Here is a 14705-nt window from a genome sequence, read left to right on the forward strand (position 1 = left end):
CGTAACATCCACCCTGAGAGGCAGACACCATGGCCAATGCACCGTCTTCATCCTCCCCCGTCATCCGCGAAATCATTGCCGAGCGCGTCTCGCGCCGGTCTCTTTTGAAAGGCAGCCTCGCCTCCGGCGCGCTGATTGCCGGCGGCAGCTTTGTCGGCTCCTTGTTTGCCGGCGAAACGCATGCCGCCACAGCGCAGTCGACGCTCGGCTTTCCCGAGCTGAAACGGGTCTACGGCAAGACCCATGCCGCCGCCGAAGGCTATGAGACGACCATCGTCGCGCGCTGGGGCGACCCGCTTGCAGCCGGCCTCGCCGAATTCGACGGCAACAAGGTCGCGGCGGAGGAACAGGAAAAGCGCTTCGGCTACAATTGCGACTACATCGCCTTCATGCCGCTGCCCAAGGGCACGGTGAATTCCGATCATGGCCTGCTCTGCGTCAACAACGAATACATCTCGCCCAATGTGATGTTTCCGGGGATGACCGAGGGCGATGCCGGCAAGACGATGACCAGGGAACAGGTCGATCTCGGCATGGCCGCGATGGGCCATTCGATCGTCGAGGTGCAATTGAAGGACGGCAAGTGGGCAAGCGTGGCGGACAGCCCGCTCAACCGCCGCATCACCGCCAACACCGAAATGACCGTTTCCGGACCGGTTGCCGGCCATGCGCTGATGAAAACTTCGGCCGACCCGACTGGCACGAAAGTGCTCGGCACCAGCTACAACTGCAGCGGCGGTTTCACCCCCTGGGGTACGGTGCTGACCTGCGAGGAAGGCGTGTCCGACATTTTCGGCGGCGACCCGAAAAAGGCGCCGACTGCCGACCTGCTCGACCGTTACGGCTTCGACGGCTCCGACATCTATGGCCGCGGCCGCTTCCATGACCGCTTCAACCTCGACAAGGAACCGAACGAGGCCAACCGCTTCGACTGGGTGGTCGAGATCGACCCTTACGATCCTCAGTCCAGGCCGGTGAAGCGCACGGCACTTGGCCGCATGTCGCATGAGGCCTCAACCGTGGTCCTCAACAAGGACGGCCGCGTCGTCGTCTATATGGGTGACGACGACTATTTCGAATATATGTACCGCTTCGTCTCGGCCAAGGCCTATGACAAGGCCAATCCGGCCTCCGGCGCCGATCTGCTCGACGATGGCGTGCTGTCGGTCGCCCGCTTCGATGCCGATGGCTCGATGACGTGGCTGCCGTTGGTGCACGGCCAGGGCAAGCTTACCGTCGAGAACGGTTTTGCCGACCAGGCCGAGGTGCTGTTGAAGACGCGGTTTGCGGCAGATGCGCTCGGCGCCACGCCGATGGACCGGCCCGAGGACATCGAGACCAATCCGGTGACCGGCCGCGTCTATGCGGTGATGACCAAGAACAAGAAGCGCGACCAGTCAAAGGTCAATCCGGCCAACACGCGGCCGGAAAATCTCTGGGGCCATATTGTCGAACTGATCCCGCCCGGCCGCCGCGGCGCGGACGCCGACCACACGGCCGAAAACTATGCCTGGGACCTGTTCGTGCTCTGCGGCAATCCCAGGGATGCCAAGGTCGGCGCCACCTTCCATCCGGATACGTCGGACAATGGCTGGTTCGTCTGCCCCGACAACATCACCTTCGATCCGGCCGGGCGGCTGTGGGTGGCGACGGACGGCGCCAATGATTTCGACCTGCCGGACGGCGTCTATGGCGTCGACACCGAAGGTGCGGCGCGCGGCCTGCCGAAGCTGCTGTTCACCTGCCCGCACGGCGCCGAAGCGACCGGCCCGTGCTTCACGCCGGACGGCTCGACTTTGTTCCTGTCGGTGCAGCACCCTGCGGAAGATGCAGAGACGCTCGACAAGGCGCAGACGCTGTGGCCCGACTTCAGGGATGGCCAATTGCCGCGGCCGTCCGTCGTCGCCATCCGCCGCAAGGACGGACAGCCGGTCGGCGCATAGTGTCCTAGGGAAAAGGGCGGAACGCGCCATGCGCGTTCCGCGTAGCGATCCGGGAGGACGGCTCAGATCGTCTTGGCCGACATTTGCGAAGCGATGTATTCGGCCTGGCGGATAGCCAGCGACACGATCGTCAGCGTCGGATTTTCAGCCGCACCGGTGGTGAACTGGCTGCCGTCCGACACGAACAGGTTTTTGATGTCGTGCGCCTGGCCGTGCTTGTTGACGACGCCGTCTTCCGCCTTTTCACTCATCCGGTTGGTGCCGAGATTGTGGGTTGAGGGATAGGGCGGCGTCGGGAAGGAGCGCGTCGCGCCGACCGCATCATAAAGCGCTGTGGCCTGCTTGTAGGCATGGTTGCGCATCGCCGTGTCGTTGGGATGATCATCGAAATGCACGTCGGCGATCGGCATGCCGTGCGCGTCCTTCTCGTCCTTGTGCAGCGTGACGCGGTTTTCCGCGCGCGGCATGTCCTCGCCGACGATCCACAGGCCAGCCATGTGATCATAGTGGTCGAGCGCGGTGGTGAAGGAACGGCCCCAGCCGCCGGGATTGAGGAAGGCGGCCATGAAGGGCAAGCCGAGCGACAGCGTCTCGAATTCATAGCCGCCGACAAAGCCGCGTGAGGGATCGTGCCGCGCCTCGTCGCGGATAATGCCGGCCATGGTGGTGCCGCGATACATATGCACCGGTTGGTCGAAGATGGCGTAGACCGAACCGGTGGTGTGGCGCATGTAGTTCTTGCCGACCTGCCCCGACGAATTGGCAAGCCCTTGCGGAAACTTCGCTGACTCGGAGTTTAGCAGCAGGCGCGGGCTTTCGATCGAGTTGCCGGCGACGGCGACAATGCGGGCCTTCTGTTCCTGCAGCTTGCCGTCCTTGTCGGCATAGACGACGCCGGTCACCTTGCCTGAGGCGTCGTGGTTGATCTTGATCGCCATGGCATTCGGCCGGACTTCGAGATGGCCGGAGGCCTCGCCCTTGGGGATCTCGGTATAGAGCGTCGACCATTTGGCGCCCCATTTGCAGCCCTGGAAGCAGAAGCCGGTCTGTTGGCAGGAGTTCCGGTCATCACGCTCGACCGAATTGATTGCCATGTTGCCGGTATGACATTCCTTGTAGCCGAGCTTGTCGGCGCCGGCCTTGAGCACCTTGAAATTGTTGTTGCCGGGCAGCCGCGGCCAGCCATTGGTGCCGGTGACGCCCATCTTGGCTTCCGCCTTGGCGTAGTACGGCTCCATCTCGGCCAATGTGACCGGCCAGTCCAGCAGGTTGGCGCCTTCCAGCTTGCCGTAGGTCGAGAGCGTCTTGAACTCATGCTCCTGGAAGCGCAGCGAGGCGCCGGCCCAGTGCGTGGTCGAGCCGCCGACCGATTTGACTATCCAGGCCGGCAAATTGGGGAAATCCTTCGACACCCGCCAGTCGCCGGACGTCGTGCGCTTGTCCGTCCAGGCGAGTTGGCTGAAGGAACCCCACTCATCATTGATGAAATCCTCGTATTCGTGGCGCGCGCCGGCCTCGAGGATGACGACATCGACGCCTTTCTGGGCGAGTTCGTTGCCGAGCGTGCCGCCGCCGGCGCCGGAGCCGATGATCACGACCACGCCATCGTTGTTGAGATCAAATGAAGCTGCCATGGTTTCCTCCCATGAATTCCTGTTTGCCGGGTTTCAGAACGACGGAAGGGCTCAGAGCCACTCTATGTCGTCGAAACCGCGCGCGATGTAGCCGCCCTTGGAGTAGGATTCGCCCTCGTAGCCGAAGATCGGCCACACCTCCTGCTGGTTGTAGAGGCTGACGACGAGGCCGCCGCGGATGGACTGGAAGAACGGCGTCGCGTCGATCTGCTGCAGCACGGCGACGCGCTGCTCCTCCCAGCCGAGGCCGCGATAGCCGCCCTCGCCCGACTTCTTGTCGAGGTCGGCGATGCCGTCTTCGATCATCGTCTTGTAGGCAGCGTCCTTGCCGGCCTGCTCGTCATGGCCTTTTACGGCGATGGCGTAGTATTTGTCGGGCACCTGATCGTGCGGATAGATGTCGCGCGCCATCTGGATCAGCGTCGCCATGGTTTCGGGCTTGAGCGCTGATGTCTCGAGCCCCCAGGCATTTTCAGGGCTGATGACGGCGCTGCCGGAAATGACGAGCAGCGCGCCGATGCCGCCGCGTTTGAGAAGTTCACGACGTGAGAGCCTCGCGTCATAGATCGTGACCATTTGTTCCTCCCTGCTTGCTGTTTGCGCCCTTGAACAGCGCCGTTGCTGGCGCCGCGCGGCTGAATGCGGCTGATAATCCCCTACTGGAAGCGCCCTCCACGCTGCAGAACCTCGATCTTGTAGCCGTCGGGGTCCTCGATGAAGAAAAAGCGGGCGATCAGCGATCCGTCGCGGTTGAATTCGACGATCTTCTTGGGGTTGAGGCCGAGCGCGCCGATCCGGTCGTGTTCGCTGTCGAGATCGGACACCGAGACCGCCAGATGGCCGTAACCGTCGCCAAGCCCATAAGGCTCGGTGCGGCCCTTGTTCACGGTGAGTTCGAGCTCGAACCCCGTTTCGGCGTTGGCAAGGTAAATCAGCGTGAATGTCTCGAAATCCAGCCTGTCGGCGACGTCGAGCCCGAAAGCGTTTCTGTAGAAATCGACGGATCTGGCCTCTTGGAGAACCCGGATCATGGAATGGATTGCCTTCGCCAAATCAGTCTCCGCCGCTGCATGTTGGAGGCGATTATGGGCGGCACGCGCGAAAGGTGGTGGCAGCCGGTTACCACGGCTAAATTTGCAATCGCTGCTATGCCAGCGCCTAAAGACGAAAGTCCGATTGCCGATTCGGCCCACAAGGCCGAACATGCAGGGACAACCACAACTTGAAGGCGCGACACGCTGCGCCCAAAACCAACAATATCGGGAGGTAAGGATGTGCAGGGTTTTTGCCGGGCAGGATCCGGAAGGCTATCGACAGATCAACCGGTCGATCCGCATCGACGGTCACTCTACGAGTATCCAGCTTGAAGGAACGTTCTGGGCGCTGCTTGACGAAATTGCCGACAGCCAGGGCCTGACGACGCCGAAGTTCATCTCAAAACTCTATGACGAGGCGATCGAGATCAACGGCGCCATTCCCAACTTCGCGTCGATGCTGCGTACCACCTGCGCGCTCTATCTGCGCGGTCACCGGCCAGACATGGATGAGCTGACGCCGAAGCGCGAAGCGGCCTGAGGAAGCTAGCCTTCCGCCGCAACGTCGAGCCCGAGCCGCGCCATATCGGTGAACAGCGCCTGACGTTCGGAATAGGCAGTCTGTTCGCCGGTCACGATGTTGTCGACGACGGTCAGCAGCGACAGCGCGCGGGCGCCGAAATGCGCCGCGATTCGGTAGAGTGCGCTGGTTTCCATATCGACAGCGAGAGCGCCAAGCGCCTGCGCTTCGGCAAAGCGGTCGCGCCCTACAGGGTGGTAGAAGACGTCGCTGCAGATGGTCAGCCCGGCCTGGTGGTCGATGCCGAGCTGGGCGGCGCAGGCCAAAGCGTGGGCGAACAGGCCGGGATCGGGCCCGGCGGCAGCATCGTAGAGGCCGAAGACCTGGCCGCTTTGGTCGCTTTCGGCGCGCACCGACTGCGAGATCACCAAGGAGCGCAGCGGCACGCGGGGTGTCAGGCCGCCGCAGGTACCTGTGCGGATCAGCGTTTTGACGCCGTGAACATCCAGGAGTTCATGCACATAGACCAGGAAGGACGGGACACCGATGCCGGTGGCCTGGATGCTGATGGGACGGCCGCGATTGAGACCAGTGAAGCCGAGTGCGCCCCGGCGGCGGTTGACGCAGCGCGGTGCCTCAAGAAATGTCTTTGCCATCCACTCGGCGCGTTGCGGATCGCCCGGCAACAGCACCGTTGCGGCATAGTCGCCCCTGGCAGCCTCGTTGTGCGGCGTCACGACATGCTCCCCAATACCCGCCGCCCGTTTCGCCTGCAATCATGGCAGCGTCACGTCATTGCGCAAGCTTTGAATTAGGGCGCCCTAAGACTCCAACACATCCTTGACCACGGTGGCCAGCTGCTTGAGGGAGAACGGCTTCGGCAGGAAGCCGAATTGCGCGTCCGGCGGCAGGTTTCTGGCGAAAGCGTCTTCGGCATAGCCGGATACGAAGACGAACTTGATGTCGGGCTGGCGCTTGCGCAGTTCGCCGAGCAGCGTCGGTCCGTCCATTTCCGGCATCACCACGTCGGACACGACGATATCGACCTTGCCGCCGAGCGCTTCGAAGACTTCCAGCGCCTCGACGCCCGAGGAGGCCTCATGGACGGTATAGCCGCGCGAGGTCAGCGCCCGCGAGCCGCCCATGCGCACGGCGTCTTCGTCCTCGACGAGGAGCACAGTGGCCGAGCCCGACAGGTCCTTGGCGCTGTCGGCGGCTTTCACCGGCGCAGCCGGCGCCTCGCTGACGTCGCCGGGCTTCTTCGCCTCCACGATATGGCGCGGCAAGAAGATGCGGAAGGTCGAGCCCTTGCCGACTTCGGAATCGCAGAAGATGAAACCGCCGGTCTGCTTGATGATGCCATAGACCATCGACAGGCCAAGGCCGGTGCCTTTGCCGACTTCCTTGGTGGTGAAGAACGGCTCAAAAATCTTCTTCAGCACGTCCGGGGCAATGCCCGAGCCGCTATCCTCGACCTCGACCACGACATAGTCGGCAGGCGTGAGCTCGCGGTAGGAGAAGCTCTTGCATTGTTCGGCGGTGACGTTGCGGGTGCGCACGGTGAGGTCGCCGCCGGCCGGCATGGCGTCGCGCGCGTTGACGGCGAGGTTGACCACCACCTGCTCGAACTGGCCGATATCGACCTTGACCGGCCACAAATCGCGGCCGTGGTCGACCTTCAGCTTGATCTCGTTGCCGACCAGGCGGGCAAGCAGCATCCGGAGATCGGCAAGCACGTCGGTCAGGTTCAGCACTTCCGGCCGCAAAGTCTGCTTGCGCGAGAAGGCGAGCAACTGCCGCACCAGCGAGGCCGCCCGGTTGGCATTCTGCTTGATGTTCATGATGTCGGGGAAGGATGGGTCCGACGGACGGTGATTGGTCAGCAAAAGATCCGACGCCATGATGATGGCGGTCAGCACATTGTTGAAGTCGTGGGCGATGCCGCCGGCAAGCTGTCCGACAGCCTGCATCTTCTGGCTCTGCGCCATCTGGCCCTCGAGCGCCTTCTGCTCGGTGGTCTCGACGGCATAGACGATGGCCGATTCCTCGGCGCCCTCGCCGGTGCCGTCGGCGACGGCGTTGACGTAGAAGCGGATGTGACGCTCCTCATTGCCGGGCAGCAGCGTGTCGATCGGCTCGATGTCGGCCTGCCTCAGCCGCGCCTTTTCGAACGCGGCGGCAAAGGCCGGCCGGTCGCGCTCATGGATCACGGTGTCCAGCCGCACGCGGCGGTCGACCGCGTCGCCGTCGACGACGGAGGAAAACAGCGACAGGAACGGCGCGTTGGTGCGCAGGATGCGGCCGCCATTGTCGACGGCAGCAATGGCCATCGGCGTCGAATTGAAGAAACGGGTGAAGCGCACTTCCGAAGCACGAAGGTCGGCCGATGCGTCCTCGCCCTGGGTGCGGTTGAGCACAATGGTGCGGGTCGGACCGTTGGTCCCCTCTCGGCTGGCCGAGACCCGATGCATGAAGCGCACCGGCACCGCCTCGCCGGTTGTCGTCGTCAGATCGAGATCGATGACGGCGTTGCGGGTGGTGCCGGGATCGGCCTTGACCGAGCGCACCAGCGCCATGCCGTCGCCGGCGACGATTTCCGGGAGTGTCACGGCGCCAGGGGTGAAGCTCGCCAGATCGATGCCCAGCCATTCGGCGAGCGTGGCGTTGATGTAGGTGACACGGCCTTCCTGGTCGGCCGAGAAGAAACCGGCCGGCGCATGGTCGAGATGGTCGATGGCCTTCTGCAAGTCGAGGAAGAAACGCTCCTGCTCGGCCCGTTCCTGCGAGATATCGGCAAGCTGCCAGGCAAGCATCGGCAGGCGCTGACCGGGAACGCTGAAGGTCCGGGCCCGCGCCCGGTACCAGCGCGCGCCGGGTTCGGCGCCCGGCCGGATCGACTGTGCTAGCCGGAACTCACCGTCGCCGGCCTGGCCATCGCGCAAGCCCGAGGCCAGCCGGTATATGGTTACCGAAGCTTCGGGGACATCGGAAAGCAGGCCTTCGACCGTCTTCAGATCGGCGGCCGACGCGGCACCGGTCATCTCGGCGTAGGCCCGGTTGGCGTAGACGACGCGGCCCTTGGTGTCGGTGACGATCAGGCCCTGCGACATGGAATCGACGAAGGCCTTCGACAGTTCATCCCCGGTCGAACGCGGCGCGATCTGCACGAAGCCGATGGCCGTGGCGAACAGGAAGCCGACGCCGATCATGGCAAGCACGCCCAGCATGCCGAGCAGGAACGGATCGCCAAGACGCTCGCGGAAAATGCCGAAAACGATCGCGGCCCCAGTCAGGACGATGATGAACACGATGAGCCGGGTAACCGCGCCTGGCCGCGTGTTCTGATCGACGATCGGTACCGGATAGAAATCGCCGCGCGTTTCCCTGGCCATATGCCCCCTGCTCGTGAGTTGTCCGACACCGCCCCCGGCCGGTTGAATCACATTCTCCTAATCCGGAAAAGGCCTTGGCGGCAAATGTCGGATAAAAATGACGCGTCGGTGTTTTCAAGCTGTTCACGAAGCGTGAAGGCAACTTGCGGTGGCTGGCCGCAACGGTCTAGTGTCCCTCCACTTCAAAAGCCGATTGGGGGCACCGATGCAGTGGCTGGATAATGTGGCGGGTCCCGGATATGCCGCAGCGCTGCTGTGGACGTTTGCTGCCCTTGTCCTGCTGGTCATCGTGCTCATCATCATCAGGCTGGTCCGCAACCTGACCTTCGGCACCTTCGTTGCCGGCGGCAGGAACCGCAAGACACGGCTGGCGGTCATGGACGCCACGGCGGTCGACAGCCACCGCCGGCTGGTGCTCATCCGTCGCGACGACATCGAACACCTGCTTTTGATCGGCGGCCCAACCGACGTTGTCGTCGAGCGCGATATCAGACTTGCGGCGCCACGCCGTCCGGCATTGACCGGCGATGGCGGTGTTGGCCAGCAGCAACAGGCGCCGGGTCCGCGCGCAGCACAACCCGCTCCCACCGCGCCCGCAAGGCAGGCGCCACCGCCGCAACCGGTAAGGGCTGCTCCAGCCGCCGTTCCGCCGCGCCAGGCCGCACCGGCGCCGAAACCGGCTCAAATCTACCAGGCGAGCAATGTGACACCGCTGCCGGCCTATGGCTCCGCCGCCAATACTGCCCGGCAGGCCCCGCCACCGAAGCATGAGTCCATCGACGATACGCTGATGCGGGAACTCGAGGTCTCGCTCGACGATTCGCACCCCAAACCGGCAAGCAAGCCGGCTGCGAAGGCACCGCAGTCTCTCGACGACGAGATGACCAAGCTGCTCGGCGAACTCGCCAGCCAGAAACGATAAAGCCCGGCGAACCGTCACATCTTGCCGATTCCCGATCGAACGCCGCTTAAGCGTGTCGTCCGTTTCAGCGCGACGCGCTTTAACTTGGGGGCGGACTAAACCCTTCGGCCAAAAACAGAAATGGCCGGGAAACCCGGCCATTTCTGATGAAACAGTCCTGCCTGACGGCAGCGGCTCAATCGTCGCGATAGACCTTCTCGCGGCGTTCGTGGCGCTCCTGCGCTTCGATCGACAAGGTCGCGATCGGACGCGCATCCAGCCGCTTCAGCGCGATCGGCTCGCCGGTTTCCTCGCAATAGCCGTATGTGCCTTCATCGATGCGCTGCAGCGCCGAATCGATCTTTGAAATGAGCTTGCGCTGGCGGTCGCGGGCCCGAAGCTCGATGGCGCGGTCGGTTTCCGAGGAAGCGCGATCGGCGAGATCGGGATGGTTGGCGTTTTCCTGCTGCAGGATTTCGAGGGTTTCGCGCGCTTCGCGCAGTATGTCGGTCTTCCAGGTGACGAGCTTCAGGCGAAAGTAGGATTTCTGCCGTTCGTTCATGAACGGCTCGTCTTCGGAGGGTACGTAATTGGCTGTAACGATATCGTTCATTCGACTCACCCAACAACCCCAAATTTGGCGCCTATATATTCGCGCAGAGAAGGCTGCACAAGCGTAATCCGCGCGCGTTTCACGCAATTGTTAATGCCGCGCGGGCGATCCTCAGCAAAGCCTTCCATAGGAAGGGCGCGGGCGAATTCGCACATGATTCGCTGCGCTTGGGCGTCGCCGCCCATTGTGCCTCAGGCCTTTCTCGTGGCTAATCCAGTTGTGTCATTGGTGGGCAGCACACCATTGGGGGTCCGGTGAGCAGACTGTATCTGTTGAGGCATGCAAAGGCTGGCTGGGCCCTGCCCGGCGTGCGCGACTTCGATCGCCCGCTCGACGCATCCGGCATTGCCGATGCCGAAATGATGGGGACGGCGATGCGTGCCCGCAACTACATCCCCGATATCACGCTCTGCTCCAACGCCAAGCGGGCGCGCCAGACGCTGGAAGGCATCGCCGGCCACACCGATACCGGCCGGGTGCTGTTCTTCGACACGCTCTACAGCGAGGATGCCGCCGGCTACCTCGCCATCATCCGCAGCAATGGCGGGCCGGGCTCGCTGCTCGTCATAGGCCACAATCCGATGACGGAAGACCTTGCCATGGCGGTCTCGGGCGACGGCGACGAGGCTGCTCGGGCCATCATGAACCATGGTTTCCCGACCTCCGGCCTTGCGGTCGTGCGCTTCAGCGGCAACCTTGCGGAAGCCTCGCAAGGCGCCGGCTACCTCGAAGCCTTCCTGACCCCCGTCGATCTCTGAGCCGAGCCGGCCGAGGCCGGGCGCCATTTCAAACTTGAACCGCAAAGCCTATATCGGGCGCAAGAGCACGCCTGAGAGAACAGATTTTGGCATCATCGCTGACCACTTTCACCGACGAAGCGAGAATTGCCCTGGATACGCTGTCGGGGCGTGCGAGCGGGCTTTTTTCGCCGTCGCTTCGGCTGGGCGTCACCGGCCTGTCCCGGGCCGGCAAGACGGTGTTCATCTCGGCTCTCGTCCACAATCTCATCCATGGCGGGCGCCTGCCGCTGTTCGAGGCGCAGAAGTCGGGACGGATCGCGCGCGCCTTCCTTGAGGAACAGCCGGATGATGCGGTGCCGCGTTTTCAGTACGAGGACCATATCTCGGCGCTGGTCAACGACCGCGTCTGGCCGGACTCGACGCGCGCCATTTCGGAACTCAGGCTCACCATCGAATATGAGTCTGCCTCCGGCTGGAACCGGATGTTTTCCAGCGGCCGATTGTCGGTCGACATCGTCGACTACCCCGGCGAATGGCTGCTCGACCTGCCGCTGCTCGGCAAATCCTTCGCCGATTTTTCGCGCGAGGCGTTCGAGATGGCGATGCTGCCGGTGCGGGCCGACCTGTCGCAGGACTGGCGGACGCTGTCGGCGACCATCGACCCCAATGCCGATGCCGATGAGATGACGGCGCGACGCCTCGCCGAGAGCTTTGCCGCCTACCTCAAGGCCTGCAAGCTCGACGAGCGGGCGCTTTCGACCTTGCCGCCCGGCCGTTTCCTGATGCCTGGCGACCTCGAGGGATCGCCGGCGCTGACCTTCGCGCCCTTGCTGCTCAAGGGTGAGAAACGGCCGCGCTCCGGCTCGCTGCAAGCGATGATGGAGCGCCGCTACGAAGCCTACAAGACGCATGTGGTGAAACCGTTCTTCCGCGAGCATATCACCCGCCTTGACCGCCAGATCGTGGTGATCGACGCTATGCAGGCGTTGAACGCCGGCCCCGGCGCGATGGCCGACCTGGAACGCGCGGTGACCGAAATCCTCTCCTGTTTCCGTCCTGGCCGAGGCAATTTCCTCACCGACCTGTTTTCACGCCGCATCGACCGCATCCTGGTTGCCGCGACCAAGGCCGACCATCTGCATCACGAAAGCCATGACCGGCTGCAGGCAATCGTGCGGCGGCTTGCCGACCGCGCCGTGGCGCGGGCAAATTTCACCGGCGCCGATGTCGACGTGGTCGCCATGGCGGCGGTGCGCGCGACGCGCGAAGGCACGGTCAAGCAAGGCCGCGAAACCCTGCCGGTGATCATCGGCACGCCGCTGAAGGGCGAGAAGATCAACGGCGAAACCTTTGATGGTAAAGCCGAAACCGCCATATTTCCCGGGGACTTGCCGGAGAAAATCGATGCGGTTTTCGACGTTTCCGAAGCCGACCACCGGCAGAGCAGCGACGATCCGGCGATCCGTTTCGTGCGCTTTCGCCCGCCAAAGCTCGAACGCACCGCTGAAGGCGTCACGCTGTCGCTGCCGCATATCAGGCTCGACCGCGTCTTGCAGTTCCTGATCGGAGACCATCTGGCATGACCGCGCCCCGCAGACCGGCAGCATTCCGCATCGAGCCGGAGGCCGAACCGAAGCAGGAAACGCGCCGCCCCCATGCCGAGCCGTCGGCACGCAAGCCGCGCGCCGTCGTCGTGCCGGCCGAGATCGATGTCTTCGACGAACCCGACATTGTCGCCGCCGAACCGCCGCCGGCGACCGCGCCGCGCAGGCGCTCGCTGTTTGCCAGCCTGTTTTTCGGCGCGGTCGGCGTGCTGGTTTCGCTCGCCGTCGGCCTGTGGACCGACCAGCTCATCCGCGACCTGTTCGAGCGCGCAGAGTGGCTGGGGTGGCTGGCAGCGGGAATGGCCGCAATTGCCGTGTTGGCCCTCGCAGTCGTGCTGGTGCGCGAATTCCTGGCTATCGCCCGGCTGGCCGAGGTCGAAAAACTGCAAAAGCGGGCGCTCGATGCCATGGCGCGCGACGATCCGAAGGCTGCAAGGGCCGTCGTCGAAGAGCTTTCGGCCTTTGTCGCTGCGAAACCCGAAACCGCGGCCGGCAGGCGCTCCCTGGCCGAATTGCGCGGCGAGATCATCGATGGCGGCAATCTGGTGCGACTGGCCGAGACCGAGATTCTCGGGCCGCTCGATGCGAGAGCCAAGGTGATGATCCTCGAAGCAGCCAAACGCGTGTCGCTGGTCACCGCCGTCAGCCCCCGCGCACTCGTAGACGTTGCCTATGTCGTGTTCGAGGCCGGGCGCCTGATCCGCCGCTTGTCCGAACTCTACGGCGGCAGGCCGGGCACGCTGGGCTTTTTCCGGCTGGCGCGCAGCGTTCTTGCCCATCTGGCGGTGACCGGCTCGATCGCCGTCGGCGACAGCTTTGTCCAGCAGATCGTCGGCCATGGCCTTGCCGCACGGCTTTCGGCGAAACTCGGCGAAGGCGTGGTCAACGGCATGATGACGGCGCGTATCGGCATTGCTGCCATGGAGACGGCGCGGCCCCTGCCCTTCATTGCCGGCAGGCGGCCGGGTATGGGCGATTTCCTGTCGGCGCTGACCTCGTTTGCGGCCAGAAAAGAGAATGAAGCACCCGCCTCGACCAAGTGAACGCCCCCTCGCGGTCACCAAGCATTAACCAATCTTGTTCATGGTCGTCCAACAACAGCCTCCTTGTTGCCGGGTGTCGTCTATGAAAAGCGTAATCTTGTCCTGCGTCCTGCCCCTGGTCGCGCTTGCAGCACCTCTGGGCCCGACCGGGAAAGCCTTTGCAGCCGAGCCCGACAAACAGTTCTTCCGCACCGTCGAAGGCAAATGGGTCGGCCCGGGCGAAATCATCGCCGGCAAATACAAGGGCACGAAGTTCACCTGCAGCTTCGACGGCTCGACGCCGGACAACAAGACCGGCATGACGCTCGATGGCGACTGCCGCGTCGGTGTCTTCACCCAGAAAATGTCGGCGACCGTCGAGCGCAAGGGCCGCGACTACAAGGGCAATTTCATGGGCGGCGCCGCGGGGTCGGGCCTGGACATCATCGGCGGCAACGTGGTCGATGCCCGCAAAGTCGTCTTCACCATCAACCGCAACCAGCTGCGCGGCGTCATGCAGGCCCGCATTCCCGACGACAATTCGATGACGGTGACCATCGCCGTGCGCGTCGACCAGCAGCTGGTGCCGGTCATCGGCATGAGCCTCAAGCGCGTCGATGCCGTCGAAGTTGGCTCCATCGCCAAAAACTGACTCTCAAGCGGTTCCCCCAAAAAGCGCGGAACGGGGTTGCACTGCGCGATAGCTGAGCGATTCCGCTCAGCTCGATGTCGGAAAATGACAGGCCACCTTGCGGCCGGGTCGGCGCTCCTCAAGCACGGGCCGCTCGGTGCGGCACCTTTCTGCCGCGATCGGACATGTGGCGCGCAACCGACGATGTCAGCGTCTCCGACGGCCCAAGCCACAGCAAGGCCAACGTGTCAGGGTCCTGTGCGTGCCGGCCGTCCTTCGTGTCAGCGCGATGCGCTTTAAGAACACCAGCAAAAAAGGCGGCGGCTACTCGAGCCACCGCCTTTCTCAATTTCCGAACGAAGAATCAGCCCTTGATGGCGGCCGTCAGCTCGTCATAGGCCTTGCAGGCGTCGGCCGGCGTGGTGGCGCCCTGATATTTGGTCGTCACAGCCTGCACCTTGGCGGTCAGGTCGGCGGCCTTGGACGGATCCTTGGTGATCGCCTCCTGCAGCGCGGCGGTCATCTCCTGCGCCTTCTTGGCGGCAATCTCCTGCGTGCATTCAGGCGCCTTCGAACAGGCCGATGCGGCAAGCATGGCGACACCCACGCCGACGAGCAAAAACTTCTTCATGTCAGTCATTCTCCTCACGAAGGCAGAACTTGATCGTCGC

At 63.6% G+C, this 14705-nt stretch carries 15 protein-coding genes; 7 read left to right on the forward strand and 8 right to left on the reverse strand.

Annotated elements, in window-relative coordinates:
• Positions 1–29: 29 nt before the first annotated feature.
• Positions 30–1943, forward strand: coding sequence for a PhoX family phosphatase (locus tag X771_RS148000; protein WP_023688645.1), 1914 nt, complete (start codon positions 30–32; stop codon positions 1941–1943).
• Between the two features lie 62 nt (positions 1944–2005).
• Here the strand turns inward: X771_RS148000 and X771_RS147995 are convergent, their stop codons facing one another.
• The 3 genes from X771_RS147995 to X771_RS147985 all read right to left on the reverse strand — a co-directional run bounded on the left by X771_RS147995 (position 2006) and on the right by X771_RS147985 (position 4629).
• Positions 2006–3577: a GMC family oxidoreductase gene (locus tag X771_RS147995; protein ID WP_023688646.1), complete on the reverse strand. Its 1572-nt coding sequence runs from the start codon at positions 3575–3577 to the stop codon at positions 2006–2008.
• A gap of 51 nt (positions 3578–3628) precedes the next feature.
• Positions 3629–4153 (reverse strand): twin-arginine translocation pathway signal, encoded by a 525-nt coding sequence (locus X771_RS147990; protein ID WP_023688647.1) that lies wholly within the window; start codon positions 4151–4153, stop codon positions 3629–3631.
• A gap of 80 nt (positions 4154–4233) precedes the next feature.
• On the reverse strand, positions 4234–4629 hold the full coding sequence (locus X771_RS147985; protein WP_023684616.1) for a VOC family protein: 396 nt from the start codon (positions 4627–4629) through the stop codon (positions 4234–4236).
• 220 nt (positions 4630–4849) lie between these two features.
• Between X771_RS147985 and X771_RS147980 the strand changes: the two genes are divergently transcribed.
• Complete coding sequence (locus tag X771_RS147980; protein WP_023670924.1) at positions 4850–5152, forward strand: ribbon-helix-helix domain-containing protein; 303 nt, start codon at positions 4850–4852, stop codon at positions 5150–5152.
• Between the two features lie 5 nt (positions 5153–5157).
• On the opposite strand, the gene X771_RS147975 is transcribed toward X771_RS147980, so the two are convergent.
• On the reverse strand, positions 5158–5868 hold the full coding sequence (locus X771_RS147975; RefSeq protein WP_023688648.1) for a DeoD-type purine-nucleoside phosphorylase: 711 nt from the start codon (positions 5866–5868) through the stop codon (positions 5158–5160).
• Between the two features lie 84 nt (positions 5869–5952).
• Positions 5953–8523 (reverse strand): PAS domain-containing sensor histidine kinase, encoded by a 2571-nt coding sequence (locus X771_RS147970; protein ID WP_023688649.1) that lies wholly within the window; start codon positions 8521–8523, stop codon positions 5953–5955.
• A 205-nt stretch (positions 8524–8728) separates the two neighbouring features.
• On the opposite strand from X771_RS147970, the gene X771_RS147965 reads away from it, so the two are divergent.
• Entirely contained in the window at positions 8729–9445 is a 717-nt protein-coding gene (locus tag X771_RS147965) for a flagellar biosynthetic protein FliO (protein ID WP_023688650.1), read from the forward strand.
• A gap of 175 nt (positions 9446–9620) precedes the next feature.
• Here the strand turns inward: X771_RS147965 and dksA are convergent, their stop codons facing one another.
• Together dksA and X771_RS1000000168185 are read right to left on the reverse strand one after the other, a co-directional pair.
• Positions 9621–10037, reverse strand: coding sequence for an RNA polymerase-binding protein DksA (gene dksA / locus X771_RS147960; RefSeq protein ID WP_023673491.1), 417 nt, complete (start codon positions 10035–10037; stop codon positions 9621–9623).
• Between the two features lie 5 nt (positions 10038–10042).
• The gene (locus X771_RS1000000168185) at positions 10043–10222 is read right to left on the reverse strand and encodes a hypothetical protein (protein ID WP_023706174.1); all 180 of its coding nucleotides are present in this window, start codon (positions 10220–10222) and stop codon (positions 10043–10045) included.
• Between the two features lie 69 nt (positions 10223–10291).
• On the opposite strand from X771_RS1000000168185, the gene X771_RS147955 reads away from it, so the two are divergent.
• From X771_RS147955 to X771_RS147940, 4 genes are all read left to right on the forward strand, one after another.
• Complete coding sequence (locus X771_RS147955; protein WP_023688651.1) at positions 10292–10795, forward strand: histidine phosphatase family protein; 504 nt, start codon at positions 10292–10294, stop codon at positions 10793–10795.
• 86 nt (positions 10796–10881) lie between these two features.
• Complete coding sequence (locus X771_RS147950; RefSeq protein WP_023688652.1) at positions 10882–12360, forward strand: YcjX family protein; 1479 nt, start codon at positions 10882–10884, stop codon at positions 12358–12360.
• A complete protein-coding gene (locus X771_RS147945) occupies positions 12357–13424 on the forward strand; it encodes a TIGR01620 family protein (protein ID WP_023688653.1) in 1068 nt (355 codons plus the stop codon). The genes X771_RS147950 and X771_RS147945 overlap by 4 nt, the downstream gene beginning before the upstream one ends.
• 82 nt (positions 13425–13506) lie before the next feature.
• The gene (locus X771_RS147940) at positions 13507–14055 is read left to right on the forward strand and encodes a hypothetical protein (protein ID WP_023673495.1); all 549 of its coding nucleotides are present in this window, start codon (positions 13507–13509) and stop codon (positions 14053–14055) included.
• Between the two features lie 343 nt (positions 14056–14398).
• Here the strand turns inward: X771_RS147940 and X771_RS147935 are convergent, their stop codons facing one another.
• Positions 14399–14665 carry a hypothetical protein gene (locus X771_RS147935; RefSeq protein ID WP_023688654.1) on the reverse strand — a complete coding sequence of 89 codons (267 nt, stop codon included), beginning with the start codon at positions 14663–14665 and terminating at the stop codon, positions 14399–14401.
• Positions 14666–14705: the final 40 nt, after the last annotated feature.

It is taken from the genome of Mesorhizobium sp. LSJC269B00, from assembly GCF_000502815.1.
In the GTDB taxonomy this organism is placed as follows: domain Bacteria; phylum Pseudomonadota; class Alphaproteobacteria; order Rhizobiales; family Rhizobiaceae; genus Mesorhizobium.